Annotated in this window: 15 protein-coding genes; 4 read left to right on the top strand and 11 right to left on the bottom strand. The window is 59.5% G+C overall.

Annotated features, from left to right (window positions below; translation table 11 throughout):
• Positions 1-11 precede the first annotated feature (11 nt).
• The 3 genes from ACVDG9_RS16185 to ACVDG9_RS16175 form a co-directional block, all read right to left on the bottom strand.
• Positions 12-1529, bottom strand: coding sequence for a formate dehydrogenase beta subunit (locus tag ACVDG9_RS16185; protein ID WP_447238463.1), 1518 nt, complete (start codon positions 1527-1529; stop codon positions 12-14).
• Positions 1526-2002: a formate dehydrogenase subunit gamma gene (locus ACVDG9_RS16180; RefSeq protein ID WP_447238462.1), complete on the bottom strand. Its 477-nt coding sequence runs from the start codon at positions 2000-2002 to the stop codon at positions 1526-1528. Before ACVDG9_RS16180 ends, ACVDG9_RS16185 begins: the two co-directional genes overlap by 4 nt.
• A gap of 127 nt (positions 2003-2129) precedes the next feature.
• Positions 2130-3014, bottom strand: coding sequence for a LysR family transcriptional regulator (locus ACVDG9_RS16175; RefSeq protein ID WP_031269215.1), 885 nt, complete (start codon positions 3012-3014; stop codon positions 2130-2132).
• Positions 3015-3186: 172 nt separating this feature from the next.
• Between ACVDG9_RS16175 and ACVDG9_RS16170 the strand changes: the two genes are divergently transcribed.
• A complete protein-coding gene (locus ACVDG9_RS16170; protein ID WP_062488327.1) occupies positions 3187-3849 on the top strand; it encodes a helix-turn-helix domain-containing protein in 663 nt (220 codons plus the stop codon).
• Here the strand turns inward: ACVDG9_RS16170 and ACVDG9_RS16165 are convergent.
• Positions 3801-4196 (bottom strand): VOC family protein, encoded by a 396-nt coding sequence (locus ACVDG9_RS16165; RefSeq protein WP_031269217.1) that lies wholly within the window; start codon positions 4194-4196, stop codon positions 3801-3803. The two genes, ACVDG9_RS16170 and ACVDG9_RS16165, sit on opposite strands and share 49 nt — an antisense overlap.
• An 87-nt stretch (positions 4197-4283) precedes the next feature.
• The gene (locus tag ACVDG9_RS16160) at positions 4284-4892 is read right to left on the bottom strand and encodes a TetR/AcrR family transcriptional regulator (protein WP_447238461.1); all 609 of its coding nucleotides are present in this window, start codon (positions 4890-4892) and stop codon (positions 4284-4286) included.
• A 140-nt stretch (positions 4893-5032) separates the two neighbouring features.
• Here ACVDG9_RS16160 and ACVDG9_RS16155 point away from each other — a divergent pair, with 140 nt between their 5' ends.
• Positions 5033-5461, top strand: coding sequence for a VOC family protein (locus ACVDG9_RS16155; protein ID WP_447238460.1), 429 nt, complete (start codon positions 5033-5035; stop codon positions 5459-5461).
• A gap of 145 nt (positions 5462-5606) precedes the next feature.
• Here ACVDG9_RS16155 and ACVDG9_RS16150 read toward each other — a convergent pair whose 3' ends face one another.
• The 4 genes from ACVDG9_RS16150 to ACVDG9_RS16135 form a co-directional block, all read right to left on the bottom strand.
• Positions 5607-6101, bottom strand: coding sequence for a hypothetical protein (locus tag ACVDG9_RS16150; RefSeq protein ID WP_023000797.1), 495 nt, complete (start codon positions 6099-6101; stop codon positions 5607-5609).
• A 169-nt stretch (positions 6102-6270) separates the two neighbouring features.
• Positions 6271-7737 (bottom strand): AAA family ATPase, encoded by a 1467-nt coding sequence (locus ACVDG9_RS16145; protein ID WP_447238459.1) that lies wholly within the window; start codon positions 7735-7737, stop codon positions 6271-6273.
• A 37-nt stretch (positions 7738-7774) separates the two neighbouring features.
• Positions 7775-8701 (bottom strand): DUF6384 family protein, encoded by a 927-nt coding sequence (locus tag ACVDG9_RS16140; RefSeq protein ID WP_447238458.1) that lies wholly within the window; start codon positions 8699-8701, stop codon positions 7775-7777.
• 62 nt (positions 8702-8763) lie between these two features.
• Entirely contained in the window at positions 8764-9969 is a 1206-nt protein-coding gene (locus tag ACVDG9_RS16135; protein WP_023000800.1) for an RLV_5639 family protein, read from the bottom strand.
• A 349-nt stretch (positions 9970-10318) separates the two neighbouring features.
• Between ACVDG9_RS16135 and ACVDG9_RS16130 the strand changes: the two genes are divergently transcribed.
• Positions 10319-12745, top strand: coding sequence for a DUF3772 domain-containing protein (locus tag ACVDG9_RS16130; protein ID WP_447238457.1), 2427 nt, complete (start codon positions 10319-10321; stop codon positions 12743-12745).
• Positions 12746-12829: 84 nt separating this feature from the next.
• On the opposite strand, the gene ACVDG9_RS16125 is transcribed toward ACVDG9_RS16130, so the two are convergent.
• Positions 12830-13762: a pseudouridine-5'-phosphate glycosidase gene (locus ACVDG9_RS16125; RefSeq protein WP_447238456.1), complete on the bottom strand. Its 933-nt coding sequence runs from the start codon at positions 13760-13762 to the stop codon at positions 12830-12832.
• Between the two features lie 105 nt (positions 13763-13867).
• The gene (locus ACVDG9_RS16120; RefSeq protein WP_447238455.1) at positions 13868-14791 is read right to left on the bottom strand and encodes a PfkB family carbohydrate kinase; all 924 of its coding nucleotides are present in this window, start codon (positions 14789-14791) and stop codon (positions 13868-13870) included.
• Between the two features lie 339 nt (positions 14792-15130).
• On the opposite strand from ACVDG9_RS16120, the gene recA reads away from it, so the two are divergent.
• A complete protein-coding gene (gene recA / locus ACVDG9_RS16115) occupies positions 15131-16201 on the top strand; it encodes a recombinase RecA (protein ID WP_031269221.1) in 1071 nt (356 codons plus the stop codon).
• Positions 16202-16471 lie beyond the last annotated feature (270 nt).

Genomic DNA, 16471 nt, shown 5'->3' with positions numbered 1-16471 from the left:
GGCGAGATCCGTCATTCGGCGGCCTCCTTCTGGCGGGCAAAGTCTTCAGGGAAGTGGGTAAGGGCGCTCATGACCGGATAGGGCGTGAACCCACCAAGGGCACAAAGCGAGCCGTCTTTCATCGTGTCGCAGAGATCCGTCAGGAGGTGGACAGCCCCTGCATCGCCAGCATCGATCCGGTCGATTGTCTCGACACCGCGCACGGCGCCGATCCGGCACGGTGTGCATTTGCCACAACTTTCCACAGCGCAGAATTCCATGGCGAAGCGGGCCATCTTCAGCATGTCAGCCCTGTCATCGAAGACGACAATGCCGGCATGTCCGATGAGGCCACCCTGGCCGTCGAATTCTTCATAACCGAACGGCGTGTTGAACTTGGAGACGGGCATATATGCCCCGAGGGGGCCACCAACCTGGACAGCCTTGACCGGCCGGCCACTGGCGGTGCCACCGGCAATATCGTTGATCAGCTCACCCAGAGGCATGCCGAAAGCGGTCTCGAAAAGACCGCCGTGGCGGACATTGCCTGCGATCTGGATCGGCATGGTGCCCTTGGAGCGGCCGAGGCCGAACCCGGCATAGAACTCCGCGCCTTTTTCCATAATGACCGGAACAGTTGCCAGCGAGAGCACGTTGTTGACGACGGTCGGCTTGCCGAAGAGGCCTTCAAGCGCCGGCAGCGGCGGCTTGGCCCGCACGATGCCGCGCTTGCCTTCCAGGCTGTTGAGGAGGGACGTTTCCTCACCGCACACGTATGCGCCTGCGCCAGTGCGAATTTCCAGGTCGAAAGCCTTGCCGGAACCCAGAACGTTCGTGCCGAGCAGGCCGGCCTTGAGACCGATCCTGACAGCGGCTTCCATGACTGCGATGGCGTCCGGATACTCGGAGCGAATATAGACGAAGCCCTTTGTAGCCCCTGTGGCGAGGCCGGCGATGATCATGCCTTCGATCAGCGTGAAGGGATCGCCTTCCATGAGCATGCGGTCGGCGAAGGTGCCGCTGTCACCTTCGTCCGCGTTGCAGACAATGTATTTGTGCGCCGAAACTGCCTTGCGGACCGTGTCCCACTTGATCCCCGTGGGAAACCCTGCGCCACCACGGCCGCGCAGGCCGGAGTTGGTGACTTCCGCAACGATCTCTTCTTCGCCGAGAGCAAGAGCGCGTTTCAGGCCGACAAGTCCGCCATGGGCTTCGTATTCGGCGAGGTTGAGCGGATCGATCAGGCCGCAACGGGCAAAAGTCAGCCGGGTCTGGCGGGCGAAAAAGGGGATGTCTTCCACCGTGCCGAGACTTTCCAGCGTGCCATCCAGAAGAGAGGGAACGTCTTCGGCTGTGACGGCGCCATAGGCCTTGCGGGTGCCGTCGATTTCGATTTCGACAAGCGGTTCAAGCCAGACCATGCCACGGCTGCCATTGCGCACCACGGTGACATCGAGACCACGGTTGCCGGCTTCGATTTGAATTGCTGCGGCAACTTCATCGGCACCCAGTGCCTTGGCAGCGCTGTCGAGGGGAACGAAGATCTTCATGCACCGGCCTCCTGGAGGATACGTGTCATGCGATCTTCGGTGACACGGCCGATGACCTTGCCGTCGACCATCGCGGCAGGGGCGCAGGCACACAGGCCGAGGCAGTAGACAGGTTCGAGAGTGACGTCACCGTTGCGGGTTGTGCCGTGCCAGTCCAGGCCGAGTTTGGCCAGAACCGCCTCGCCAAGGGCTTCGCCGCCGACGGCCTGGCAGGCCTCTGCCCGGCAGATCTTGACGACGTGGCGCCCGGCGGGGGCCTTGCGGAAATCATGGTAGAAGGAGATGACGCCGTGAACTTCCGCCTTGGAGAGATTGAGCGCCTCTGCAATCAGCTCGACCGCTGCCTGGGGCACATAGCCGAATTCCGCCTGCAAGCCGTGCAGCATGGGCAGAAGTGGACCTTCCAAGGTAATAAAATCTTCCATCACGGCCGAGATCTGTTCGGTCGTGGGCTCTCCCGTCGCATACGGCATGCGCGTCCTCCCGTATATTTCGAGGCGCATCACACCATTAAGTTTGATTTGATATCAATAATGATTTTCCGTTGATCGATTGGAAATCGTGATCGAACATGATTTGACCGTTTCGGCTAACTTCCGGTCAGACCTCGGAAATACGCCTTGCTTCGGACAGAAGAGCCCGCAAAACCGGGGTGTGCGGTTCGCGATAGGGGGCCACGAGGCCGACAGTGTGACCGGTGTGAACGCCGACAAGAGGGATCGTCTTCAAGGGTTTTCCGGCTGTCAGAAATTCTGCGAGATCCGCTGGCAGGACGGTTATCCAGCCGCCGTCCAGCACATTTGCCACCAGCACGACCGTGGAATTGGACTCGATCCGGGCTTCCGGCATGATTCCGGCTTCGCCGAAATGACGGTTGATGATCCGCCGGTTCTGCATGTCGGGCGTCAGGAGGCAGATCCGTTCCTCGGCCAGCTCCTTCCATTTGACCGACTTTCTGCCAGCGAAGGACGAAGCTTCGTTGCAAACCAGCATATAGCTTTCATTGTAGAGCGGCTCGGTGCTGACCCTGCCGGTCGGTTCGTTGTCGAGGTAGGAAATGCCGGCATCGATATCGAGGTTCTCCAGCATCGACAGGATTTCCATCGAATTTCGCGACAAGATGGTGAAACGCACGTTCGGGTGCTTGTTGCCGAACCATGTCGTCAGTTTGGCTGCCCAGGTGAGGGCGGTCGGGATGACGGCTATGCGCAATTGTCCCGTTAGGCCGTCGCGGGAGAACCGCATCTCCTCGCGCAACTGGCGGGCGTCCCCCACGATTTGTCGGGCCCAGACCAGGGCACGCTGGCCTTCCGGTGTCAGACCGCCGAACCGGGAGCCTCTGAAAAACAGCTGAACACCAAGCTGATCCTCAAGCTGCTTGATGCCTGTCGAGAGTGTCGGTTGGGCGATGCCGAGGCTTTCGGCCGCACGGCCGAAATGTTCTTCCCGGGCCACGGCGAGAAACATCTCCAGTTTTTCGATCATCACAAAGGCTCCGAACCGGTCAGTAGTGGGTAGGTCCTTGCTTCATGACATTTGACCAGGGGAATTGAAAGTAGTGTTTTCAATCAGAATTTTCGATCGATGTTTACTTGCAGCTGCCCACGCCAGGTTGAACAATCTCGCTTGCGCTGCCGCCACCTGCTAAAGGTTGGCCATGAGTGGCACGGTCAGATTTGAAAAATGGCATCACCGGATCGACACAGCGGAAAATGCGCTGATCTTTCCGGATGGTTGCCGGGATGTGCTGGTGGTGCGTGAGCAGGGCAAGCGGGAAAAGGTTCTGCTGACGGACCTCGATTTCCAGCCGCGCATCGCCGAACTCGCGGCCGGGACGCATATCACGGGGTTCCGGTTGCGCCCGGGTGGCGTCGTTGAGGACGAGGTTCTTCAGGCCATTGAACGCGACTGCGAACGAGTGGAAGACATCCTCGGCAACGTACTTGACGAGACCAATGACCTGGATGACGTGATCGTTGCCCTGACGTTGCCACAGTCGACCGTCGAGCGGGCATCGAAACAGGCAGGCGTGTCGGTGAGAACACTGCAGAGGCGGTTTCGGGAGCAAGGCCTGCCACCACCGGAATACTGGCGCTTGCTCGCGCGAGCGCGCAGGGCTGCAGGACTGCTGACGACGGAAGTGCCGCTGGTGGAGATCGCCGCTGTGTGCGGCTTCAGCGATCAGGCCCATATGACGCGCGACCTGCAGCGCTGGTTCGGACGGTCACCGGCGCAATTGCGCCGGGACCCCGATAGCCTGTCGCTGTTGTCTCAACCAGCACTGGGCAACTGGATCGGCGAGCAGATCTCCACGAGGTAGCCGAAAGGATCGCTCACATAGGATGTGATCTGCCCCCAGGGTTCCTCGCGTGCATCCTGCAACTTGTTTGCACCGGCGGCGACTGCACGGGCAAGCGAGGCTGCAACGTCATCCGTCTCGAACGCCAGTTCGAACACAGGTGACTTCGGTTCGGGGGTGCCCGGTGTCTTTCCGAGCTGGTTCATCAGTGCTTTGGATGAGAACGCGAGCTTTGTCTCGCCCGTTGCGAGTTCGCCGTAGTCTCCGGATTCATGAAGGAACAGACGTTCCAGCCCGAAGGCCTTTTCGTAGAAGTCGAGAGCGGCGGCGACATTCTCGACGTAGAGGATGGTGTATCTCAGAATCACTTGGGTCTCCCGGTCGGTTGGTTTGGGGCCAGCCATAGAAGGTTGGTGCAAGGCCGTCTTGAAGGATCACGACATCAGAGCCGATTGTCAGTCTGCCAGGATGCCGGCCAATAGCTTGCGGGTCGCCGCTTCATACGCTTTCCTGTCACCGCCATTTGCGATTGCCAGCGCCGCGCGGTCGAACGCGGAAGAGAGCAGGTCGGCCAAAGGCTCCAGGGGAATATCTTTCAGTGCACCGTGATTGGCTGCATGCCGCAGGCCTTCCAGAAGCGTGGCACCGCCGGTCTGGCGATCGATCTCCGCCATTTCCGACAGCCCGAGCACCGTCGGTCCTTCCAGCAGCATGATCCTCGCGCGGCCCGCAACGGACATGGCCGAGAAATAGGCGCTGGCGCCGGACATGAAGGCATCGAGTGGTGTCTGGCCCGTGTTCGTCTGGCTGTTGATTTCCGCCGCGATCGCTTCCGATTCCTGGTGGACCAGCGCCCGCATCAGATCTGCCTTGTCGGCGAAGTGATGATAGAGCGCGCCGCGGGTGACGTCTGCCGCCTTGACGATCTCAGGTGTTCCGGTTTCCGCATAGCCTTTTTCAACGATTAGCGCCCTTGCCGCATCCAGCAGGGCCTTGCGCGTTTCCGCGCGCCTTTCCGCCTGTGTACGGCGTTCACCTGACTTCTCGGGGTTTTTGCCTTGCATACATACAGCCTGTATGTTAGTTGAAAAATACATACAGACTGTATGTCTTTTTGTTGCGATTGGAAAGCCTCGGAAACAGCCGGAGGCCGGATGGAACAGGCAATCCACATCCGAAATTGGCGAGGAACAGGAGAAAAACGATGAAATGCACCCAGTATTATCCGGTCCTCATGACCGACAAGGTCGCGGAGACTGCCCGGTTCTATTCGGAACATTTCCGCTTCAAGTCGATGTTTGAAGCCGACTGGTACGTGCACCTGCAGTCGGAGGAGGACGAAAGCGTCAATCTCGCGATCCTCGACCAGAACCACGAAACCATTCCGGAAGCCGGTCGTGGCCGGGGCGCAGGAGGGCTTCTGATCAATTTTGAGGTCGAGGATGTCGATACGGTTTATGAGGCCGCCCAGGCGAACAGGTTACCCATTCTGCAGGTGCTGCGGGACGAGGCCTTTGGCCAGCGCCATTTCATCACGTGTGATCCGAACGGAGTGCTGATCGACGTGATCAAGCCGATCCCGCCCAGCGAAGAGTTCCTGAAGCAGTTCGCCGCTGAAGCTGTGCCTGCCTGACGCGTCGACAGTCATGCCGGTGAATGCGTCCGGAGTGAGGGAAGTCTCCCACTGCTGTGATCCGCTTCGGAGTAGGCCGGCATGAAAGAGGCGTGGCCGGAAACCCGGCCACGCCTCGTCATTTTCAAGACTGACTGTTGATGCGTCAGGAGGAAACCGGCGGACAGGAGCTACCCTGTTCGGCGCGCGACTTCAGACCCTGCAGGCTCTGCATCGTGTTCGGGTTGCCCGGCAGAACGAAGCTCTGCTCAAGTGCCGTGCGCACGTTGTTGATCACGGCAAGATCCTGAACAGCCAGTGTCTGGCAAGGCGTTCCAGTGAAGCGAACCCGGATGCGGATCACGCGCTGGCCGTTGTCGGACGGGCCGAATTCGGAATCGAGCGCTGGGTTCGCGCCGGTCATCGGGCGTTCCAGAACCACCATGTTCGGCTGGTCCTGCAGTACGACGGTGCCGCGTTCCTGGGCACTGGAGACCAGTGCGGACCGCACGCTTGCCGGATCGGCTGCGATATTTACCGATTGCGCGCCGGCCGGCACGTCCAGCCTTGGCTGATCCGGCTGTGTGGGGCGCTGAGAGGACCCGGACTGGCAGGCGGCAAGAGCAAGAGCGCAAAAAGCGGATAAAACGATACGTCGCATGGGCAGTCCCAAGGTTAAAATGGTCAACTTAAGAGCCGGTCTAGAACACGTCTTCACAAAGCACAAGAAAACTGCATGTGACCGCCACCATCTTCTGCCAGTAAACTGACATAACACTCCTAACGAAGCCTTGTGGCCTCACGGGGGCAGGGATTTCAATCGGTGAAGGTCAGAATGTATCGCCTGTCTTGAAACCGCCGCCACCAAAACTTCCACCGCCTTTGAAACCACCACCGCCGAAGCCGCCACTGCTACCGGACCGTTTGCCGGAACTTCCGCCAAAGCCGCCACCGAAGCCTCCCATGGACTTGGGAAGACCCGAACCGTTGGGGAACGCGACCTGGCGTCCCTTCGGTTTGCGGCGTTTGTGCGAACGCTCCGCGCGGGCCCAGTATTCGGCACCGGTAATCGCACCCTTGACCAACTCGCCCAACAGGACGGTCGTCAGCTTCTCGTCAGAGAAGGTGGACTCCCAGCTGCCATAGCCGCTGGAACGGAAACGCTTGATGACGTCTGCAAGTTCCGCACGGCGTCGGCCAATATCGCGTTGCAGTTCCCTGTCCTGACGGATCTCGCGTGTAACCTGGTCGATGCGCTCCTTCAGATCCTCGATCCGCTGAACGATTTTCTCGTCTTCGGGCGAGGGGGTATCGAGCGCGGCGCGCCACAAATCCTTGAGGTCATCCGCCTGCAGAGAAACGGACAGATGCTCTTCCGCCTTCTGGAAGTCGGTGTCTTCCCCGCTGGAAAATTCGGCGAGGGCGGAGGATAGCGTTTCGATCCGCCTGTCCAGATTGTCGAGTTCTCCGTCGATACGGTCGATGTCCGCGCTCAGGGTTTCGATGGTGCCGACAAGATCCGTTCCGGCAGCGTCGGTCATCGCATTGCGGCTGAACTCCGCGAGCTTGTCCTGTTCTTCCAGTGCGATTTCGGCACAGCGCTCCGCATGGCGTGCCATGCGGTCCGGAATGCTGGTTAGCATCGCAAAATTGGCGCGGGCGTCGTTGAAACCGACAAGGCCGGCCACCCATCGGTCGAGCGAGCGCACAAGACCGCGGTGCGCGTATGCCGGTGTTCCGAAACCGCGTTGCCACAGATACATGAACAGCGGATCGGCCTCATAGGCCTTGCCTTTTTCCTTTCGGTCTTTTTCGGATGTAGCAGCCTTGGAGGCGGCTGCCTCCGCAGTCGCAAGAGCGGCTTCTGTCTTCTCGCGCTGTGCCTGATAATCGGCATCGCCTTCCAGACGGCCGTCGACAGCCTCCATCAACTCGTCCATCTGGTTTTCGGCGGCATCACGGGCGCTATCGAGCTCGACGCGCTTCTTCTGCAACTGGCTGCGGTCGCTTTCGCACTGACGCAACTGGTCGGTCAGAACCTTGTAGTCCGCATTGCGCTTGTCCAGAAGCTTGCGGGCTTCCCGCGCGGCGCTGTCGAGGCGTGTGTTGAGTGCTCCGGCACTGTCGGTATCCAGTCGGAACCGGGCAAGGTCACGGTAGGCTTCACTCTGGCGTTCCTGCAGGTCTGTCAGGGCGCGGGTCGAACGCTCGATCCGCTTGCTCAGCTCGGCTTCTTCACGGCGCAAATCGGCAAGCGACTGCTCGATGGTGCCCAGGGTCTGGCGTCCCGTCAGCATGCCGGTGCCTCCCGGTGAGGCGGTGCAATCCTAACCGCTACCATTTCGTAATTGCTCCGTCCTGAACGCCGCTGCGCCATTTGATATCCAGCTCTCCGCGCCGCTTCTGCCCAAGGACACCTTTTTGCACGATGCCGTCTTCCATCTTGTCGCGCCGAACGGCGTTGTAGATGGTTTCCGAAACGCGCTGGCCCCATTTGTCGACAAGTTCGGCCTCGCTGCTTTCCTCCGATACGATCCTGCGCTCCAGGATCTTGCCGTCCGCGTCCACGGCTTCGACCACGATGTAGTAGTTCTCGGTGTCTGGATTGGATTCGGGAATGCGGGAAACGCCGGTCGGCACGCCTTCGCGGGAAATGATCCGGACCTCGAACACTTCCTGCAGCCGTCCGGCAAGATCGCGCAAGTCGGCCTCCGCCTTGAAGGCTGCCTCGTTGTTGCCGTCCGAAAGGGCAAGGTTGCCGTCGGTGGCCAGACGTGCGGCGTTGGCTTCGATTTCGGTATTTTCGGTCAGGGAATCGATCCGCCCGACCAATTCGGTGTAGGTCGCGGGCAGGGCCTGAAGTCTTGCCAGCAGGTCCGCTTCCGCGCGTTGCGCCGGCAGCTTGACGATGAAGTACCAGGCCGCAATGCAAACGATGACGACTGCAACGACCGCCGCCAGCCATTTTGACCAGGTGCTGCGCGAGATGTAGATCATCGCCAGCGTGCGCTGGAAGCCTGCGGAAGGTGGAGAATAGACGAAGCGGTCGCGCTTCAGGTCCTCGACACCCGCCTTCAGGATATGGTCCGGAACTTCGATGCCCTGGGACGCATAGACCTGACGCAGCCGCTCGACCATGGCGGCATCGCGTTCATCGGTCTTCAGCTCGCGGGCCACCTGACCTTCTTCATGACGCAGCGTGTCGACCACGTCCATCGCCATCATCAGATCGTCAAGCGGGGCGTCGGATTTGCTTGCCATGAATGCATGTCTTCTTGAAAAAGGGCGGGCCGGAGGGTCCGGCCTGCCGGATTATCGTCAGATCAAAGGGCCTTGCCCTGGGCGGTCAGCTTGGCAAGCCGCCGCTTGCCGTCTTCCACGGCGTTGCGGATTTCCTCGGAATTCTTGGTCGACATCTCGCGCATTTCGTCGATGATTTCACGCGACTGCACCTGGAAATTGACGACGGAGTCGACAAGCTTCTTCACCGAGGCTGCGGCAACGGTCGGTCCATAGCCGGCTTCGAGTGCCTTTTTCTGCACTTCGTCGCCGATGTCCGCCAGCGTTTCCAGGCTCTTGTTGATGCCGTCCTTCATGGCGTTCAGCGTCTCGGTGCTTTCGTGCAGGCCCTGCAGGCCGGTGAACGAGGCGTTGAGTGCGGTGAGAACGGATTCGTTGGTGGAGAAGAAGCTGACTGACTGGGCATAAACGCGCTCCTTGGCGTTGGTTGTCTGGACCAGGCGCGCCATGATGACCTCTGACGTGTTGTAGCCAATCGTCAGGTTGTCGGAGAGGTCCTTGGCGATCTGATACCGCTTTTCCTCGTCCTGCATTTCACGCAGCTTCTCGTCGCGTGCCAGTTCAAGGCGTGCCTTCTGCGCCGGGTCGTCACCGGTGTAGGCTTCGACTTCGCCGGAGGCAGCTTCAAGGGCACCCTTGGCAGCGTCCAGTTTGCCGGTTGCGATATTCAGCAGTTCCAGTGCGGTGACTTCCGCTTGTTTCAAGGCACCGCGGAAATCGCGATAGGCTTCCAGAATGGTCTGTTCCCGCTCGATCTGGTCCTTGGTTGCCTTTGCAACGTCCTTGTAGGTACCCCGGATATCATCGAAACGATCGGAAATGGTCCCGCGGCGGAAGTCGCGCCACTTGTTGGACAGGTTCTCGGTGAAGGAGATCTTGCCGTCGGCAAGCTGATCGACCAGCGCCTTCGCGTCATCGCGGATGGAATTGAACGCCTCGGTAATCTGCTCGTAGCGTTCGCCGATATCCATCTGCTGAACCTGCGAGCGAACAACCTCGTTGAAATTGGAAGCCTGGGCCAGGGTCCGGGTGATGATCAGCACCTTGTCGGGAGAAAGATCGGTAATCTGTTCCAGAAGGGCATTTATCGGTGCATCCTGCTCGCTTTCCGGCGTGATGCCGATGTCGCGGAGGGTCGACAGCGCACGGTCGAGGTACTGAAGCGGGGAAATGCTTCCTGCCGGAGCCGTTGCAGTCTGCGGGGTTTCAGGGGTTGCCGCGTCTGTCATGTCTGACCTCCTTGAAGGACGCGGCTTGTTTTCAGGTATTTTGCCGCAACGTCCTGTTAACGTCATAATTTCGCATGTTAGGGCAGGCTTACGCCGCTCTGTCAACGGCTTGGCACGTATTTCGGGCCAAAGCCGGGCAGCCTTGAAACCTGCCAGAGCCTTTCCTTAGGCCCGTTTTGCGACAAATGTGTTTCCATGGTGAAAGATCTGCCGAAATTCGCAAATAAGCTGATTGTTCGAATCGGGCCGCGGATGGATGCATATGCCTTGAAGCCCACCTGGCTTCCTAGGCAACGTGGTCAGTCTGCGAACCGGAACCGGGCCTTGTCCCAAAAGTGATGGCGTCTTCATGAAGTTTCTCAAGTGTATCCTGCTGGTTCTTGCCTTATCCATCACTTTTGCCGGCGGCATGCCGGCCGGAACGCTGCTTGCCCAGGAGGCCGGGCAGGTTCCGCCGGAGCCCCTAGCGCGGTCGGCCGAATTGTTCAGCCGGGCGGCAACGGCGCTGGAAGAAAGAAGCATTTCTCCCAAGACCCTCGATCAGCTCCGGTCTCAGCTCGTAGAGGTTCGGGACGCCAGCGCGGAGATCATCGATCGCGGGAACATTCGGGCGAGCGCCCTGGAAGCCCAGCTGAACAGCCTCGGTGCACCGCCTGCAGACGGGCAGAAGGAAGCTGAAGAAGTTGCAGCAAGACGCCTGGAGCTTACCAATGCGCTGGCGGCCGCAAATGCACCGGTCCGTGTGGCCGGCGAAATCAACAATCAGGCTATCTTCTACATTCGTCAGGTCGACAGGCAGCTTCGTGCGCGGCAATTTTCGACGCTGTTGGACAGGTATCCTTCGCCGCTTGCGCCGTCGACCTGGGCCGCGGGCTTTCAGGAGATCGGGGAATTCATAAAGCGGTTCGAACGTGGTGTGCAGAACGAGTTGGCCCGTCCGAGCGTCTCGAAGAAACTGCATGAGACGGTGCCGCTTTCCCTCGGTCTGGCAATTTTCGGGATATTGTTCCTGACGGTTCTGCAGCATCCGATTTCACGGGCGCTGAAACTTTATTGCGAAAAGCCGGCCACCGGTGCAAAGGCGTTGATGCTGGCGGTGCTCTACAATGCCAGCTTTATCGTGCTGCCGACCATCGGTGCCACCGCCTTGGTCTCCATCTTTCCCATTCTCGATATCTATCCGAACTCGGTTCGCACGGCGGTAACCGCCGTGCCGGTGATGGCTCTCGTGATGATCATAGCGAACTGGCTGGGGCACACGATTTTTGCCCCCGGGCAGGATCGCTGGCGTCTCCTGGAGTTGGGTGACCGGGAAGCAAAACTCGGGTTGCGTCTCTGCCAAGGACTGGGCGTCTTCATGGCCCTTGAAGTGGCGGTCGAGGCATTCGAACTTGATAACGCCTTCGGTACGGCGGCGATTTCGGTACTCTCGGCTCCCCCAATCGCGATGGCGGCGGTACTGCTTTGGTCTCTGGCCAGCGTCATCAGGTCCAACAAGTCCGTTGAAAGCAATGCCGAGGAGAGCGAGCAGACAGCAGAAGAGCCCGAAGAGGCAACAGTAAAGCCGCAGGAATCCGGCTTTCTGCTTTTCTTGTCGCTGCTCATGAAAACATCCGCCGTTCTTGCAGTCTCCGTGACGCTGGTCGGTTATGTCCAGCTTGCCCGGGTGGCGATCCTGCCGGTGATCATGACGGTTGCGCAGCTTGGTTTCGGCTTCATGCTTTACCATCTCGTGCTCGTTGTCGTGAAAACGGCTATCGGCAAGCGGGAAGACGAACCTGCTCCGGTCCTCGTTGCCTTTGGGCTGATCTGTGTTCTGACACTGATTTTCGCGCCCTTGATCGCCATGACCTGGGGCGCACGCGGAACGGATATCGTCGAGGTCTGGTATCTGCTTACGAACGGCGTGCAACTGGGCGACATTCACCTGTCGCTGGACTCCTTCATCGTCCTGGTTGCCATTTTCGGCATTGGCGTTGTCGTGACGCGCTGGCTGCAGAACCTGCTGAAGGCGACCGTACTGCCGCAGACGCGGATGGACAGCGGTGCGCAGAACGCCGTGGTCACCGGTACAGGCTATGTCGGGCTCACGCTGGCGTCGCTGATTGCGATTTCCACCGCTGGACTGAACCTGTCCAGTCTTGCAGTCGTCGCCGGTGCGCTGTCGGTCGGTATCGGTTTTGGTCTCCAGACCATCGTTTCCAACTTTGTCTCCGGCGTCATTCTGCTGATTGAACGGCCTATCAAGGAAGGCGACTGGATCGAGGTCTCCGGACAATCCGGCTATGTCCGCAAGATCTCTGTCCGTTCAACGCGCATCGAAACCTTCGACCGGCATGACGTCATCATTCCGAATTCGGACCTGATTGCCGGCACGGTCAAGAACATGACGCTGACCAACAAGTCGGGCCGGCTCATCCTGCCGGTTGGCGTTGCCTATGGCAGTGATCTGGAAAAGGTAAAATCCATCCTGTTCGATGCGGCACGCGGACACAACACCATCGCACGTTATCCGACGCCGCAGGTTCTTTTCATCGGGCTGGGCGACAGCTCGCTGAATTTCGAACTGAGATGTTTCCTGAAAGACATCGGCAATGTGATGATTACCAAGTCGGACCTTTACTTCACGGTCTACAACGAGCTTGGCAAGGCGGGTATCGAGATACCGTTCCCGCAGCGTGACCTGCATTTCAAGGACATCGACCGGTTGGCGGCGGCGCTTGAGCGCCGTCAGGCGCCGGATGTTCCTCAACCGGTGGAAGACAAACCGTCCTGACAAGTCTGCCGGGCTTTCACTTCAAACGGATTGAAAGCCCGGCAGATTTTTGGGGTCCAGTTGGTTTCTCGAGAAAACGTGCCGTCAGACCAGTTCAGCGGCAATACGCGCGGCCAGGCGGGCATTGTTACGCACCAGCGCGATGTTGGTGTCGAGGCTGCGGCCGCCGGTCAACTCCAGGATGGCGCCGAGAACGAACGGGGTCACGTCCTTGCCGCGAACACCCTTCGCAGTGGCATCCGCAATAGCTGCATCGATGTAGCCGGTCATTTCATCCCGCGGGATCTGGTCGGCTTCCGGTACCGGGTTGGCGATCAGGACACCGCCATGATCGGGAAAACGGGACCGCATCTTCAGGAGCGAACCGATTTCGGCAGCCGAATTCAGGGAGTAGGGGGCCTTGAGACCACTGGCCCGCGACCAGAATGCCGGCAGTTCTTCCGTGCCGAAAGCAATGACGGGAACGCCCTTGGTTTCCAGAACTTCAAGGGTCTTGGGAATGTCGAGCAATGCCTTGGCACCGGCGGACACCACACAGACCGGCGTGCGGCCAAGTTCATCAAGGTCGGCGGAAATGTCGAAGCTTTCTTCCGCGCCCTTGTGAACGCCGCCGATGCCGCCCGTGGCAAAAACCTTCAGGCCCGCCGCATGCGCCGCCATCATCGTGGCGGCGACGGTTGTCGCACCGTAGCTTCCGGTGGCAAGTGCGAAGGTCATGTCGGCACGTGAACACTTCATCACGTCCTTGGCCTGTGCCAGGCGGTCGAGATCCTCATCGGAAAGGCCCACCATGATCTTGCCGTCCATCAGAGCGATGGTGGCAGGAACGGCGCCTTCCGCGCGAATATCGGCTTCCACCTCACGGGCGGTCTCAACATTCTTCGGAAAAGGCATGCCATGCGTGATGATGGTCGATTCCAGCGCAACGACCGGCTTGCCGTTCGCAAGTGCCTCGCGCACTTCATCGCTGTAAACGATCAGATCCCTGATGGCGGAGGGCGTTGTCGGAGTGGTCACGGCGTGTGCCTTTCTGTTTTCGTCCGGCTGCTCGGGCCGGTTCAATTCTGCGGGTCTTATAGGCGCAAGGCGGAGCAGCGCCAAGATTGGAATTTGTCCATATGGTCAAAAGTTGGCGAGGGCATCCCAGGAGAGCTCTTCCGCGAGGGCGCCGGTGCTGCGCAAGGTCAGGGCTGCAGCTGCAAGGCCAAGTGGGACTGCTTGCTTCAGGCCATAGCCTCTGGCGAGCGCCGCGACCGTTCCGGCGGTTAATGCATCGCCTGCTCCGGTGACATCAACGATATCTGTTTGAAGCGGTGCGAACCGGTGAAGTTTCCCGCTTTCGAGCACCAGCACATCAGATGCTGCGCTGGTCAGGACAAAACTCTTGGGACCGGTCTGCGACAAGGCCGCCGCCAGGTCTTCGGAAGACGTGCCACGGGAAAGCCCGGTAAGCGTGGCCGCTTCGCCGCGATTCAGCATCAGGCAATCCAGTTTGCCGAGAACCCCACGCAGCCGGATTGCCTTGGCATCCGAAACGGCATTGGCAACAAGACGCCCGGGCAAGGCACGCCCCGTCAACCGGACCAGCATTGCAGCGGGCAGGTTTGCATCCAGAAACCAGATCGTATCGTCCGTTGCGTTTGCTGCAAGATGCGCAACGATACCGTCGAAGAGATCCTCCGGAGCTTCGGACAAAACACGGTCGTCAACGCAGGCGGCCGCAAGATCACCTGCCGGATTATGCAGTGCGAGGTACTGGCCCGTTGCGAGACCTTTCCGGGTCTTCACATGCAGCTCGAGCCCTTCCTGACTGAGCTGGCGGGAAAGCATGTCGGCAGCGCCGTCTTCTCCAACCGCTCCCACAAGGCGTGTTCCAACCCCGAGCCGAACCAGCGCACGGGCAATGTTCGTGGCAACGCCGCCCGGCTTTGCGTTCAACCTCGATGGGGTCGAAGTCTCGGGGCGGATCGGCTCGCTTGCATGGGCGATCGTATCGTAATGGATCGCACCGATTGCGATGACGGGGGAGGAGATGGCTGAAGTCACGTTCTGGACTGTCTCACGAAAAGCCGGCATCAGAACGGAAGCGTTCGATGCGCCGGTACTGGCAACCGTTAAAGTGGCGGGCTAGCAGATTAAGGCCGGGGCGGCAACTGGCGGCAGGGAAGCGCCGGTGATTCTGCACGATCGCGGAATCACGGGATGTTCCGATCAATAGATTACGCAAGGTAAGTTCTGAAATCGATAAGTGAGAACATATTGGAAACAAACAGCCATTTTCATTTTAATACCAATCGGTTTTGCCGACTTGTCAAGTGAGAACAAAATGTGTACAAAGGCTCTCATTGAAACGGCGCGTCCATCGTGGAATAAGGAGCGTAAGCCATGTCGCAAAGTACACTTCGTCTCGTAGAAAGCAGCCAGATGGATAAGACAAAAGCGCTGGACGCAGCGCTCAGCCAAATCGAACGCGCCTTCGGCAAAGGCTCCATCATGAAGATGGGTCAGGGCCAGGTGGTTGAGGTGCAAGCCGTCTCGACCGGGTCGCTCGGACTTGATATCGCGCTCGGGATCGGCGGTCTGCCGCGCGGCCGTATCGTCGAGATCTACGGGCCGGAGTCTTCGGGTAAAACAACACTTGCCCTGCATGCGGTTGCCGAAGCCCAGAAGACCGGTGGTATCTGCGCCTTTGTCGATGCGGAGCACGCGCTGGATCCGATCTATGCGCGCAAGCTTGGCGTCGATATCGACAATCTGCTGATCTCCCAGCCGGACGCCGGTGAACAGGCACTGGAAATTGCCGATACGCTGGTGCGCTCCGGCGCCATTGATGTTCTGGTCATCGACTCGGTCGCCGCGCTGACGCCGAAGGCCGAACTCGAAGGCGAGATGGGCGACAGCCTACCGGGCATGCAGGCCCGTCTGATGAGCCAGGCTCTTCGCAAACTGACCGCGTCGATTTCCAAGTCGAAGTGCATGGTGATCTTCATCAACCAGATCCGCATGAAGATCGGCGTGATGTTTGGTTCTCCGGAAACCACGACCGGCGGTAACGCGCTCAAGTTCTATGCCTCCGTCCGCCTGGATATCCGCCGTATCGGTGCGATCAAGGACCGGGACGAAGTCGTCGGCAACCAGACCCGCGTGAAAGTCGTCAAGAACAAGCTTGCGCCTCCTTTCCGTCAGGTGGAATTCGACATCGTCTATGGTGAAGGGGTCTCCAAGACCGGTGAACTCATCGACCTTGGCGTCAAGGGCAACATCGTTGAAAAGTCGGGTGCCTGGTTCTCCTACAACAGCCAGCGTCTTGGCCAGGGCCGGGAAAACGCCAAGCAGTTTCTGAAGGATAATCCGGAAATTGCCGATGAAATCGAACTGGCGATCCGCCAGAACGCCGGCCTGATCGCCGATGCGATCATCGATCCGGACGCTGCATCGGAAGAAGCAGAGGACTGATCCTCAGCTTCCGGTCTCCGTCTGCGAAAGCTCCGGACGTTTGTCCGGTCTTCCAAGGGCCTCCTTCCGCACTCCGGAAGGGGGCCTTTTGCTTTTCGGGACCCGCAACGGAGCGAAATCGGAAGAGGTCAGATCCTGTCGGAGCGATTGTCCTGCGCATGACGGCAGCCTTCATTCCGGAAATCGCCTGTTTCGCGGCAGCTTTCCGTTGGGTCGGGTCCGCGCAACCGCTGGACAGGGTTGGAGGTGAAAGTTAAAAGGCTGTTCCGG

This window comes from Roseibium sp. RP-7 (genome assembly GCF_053005225.1).
Note: the sequence above shows the minus strand (reverse complement) of the source record. Positions and strands in the feature narration are given on the sequence as shown.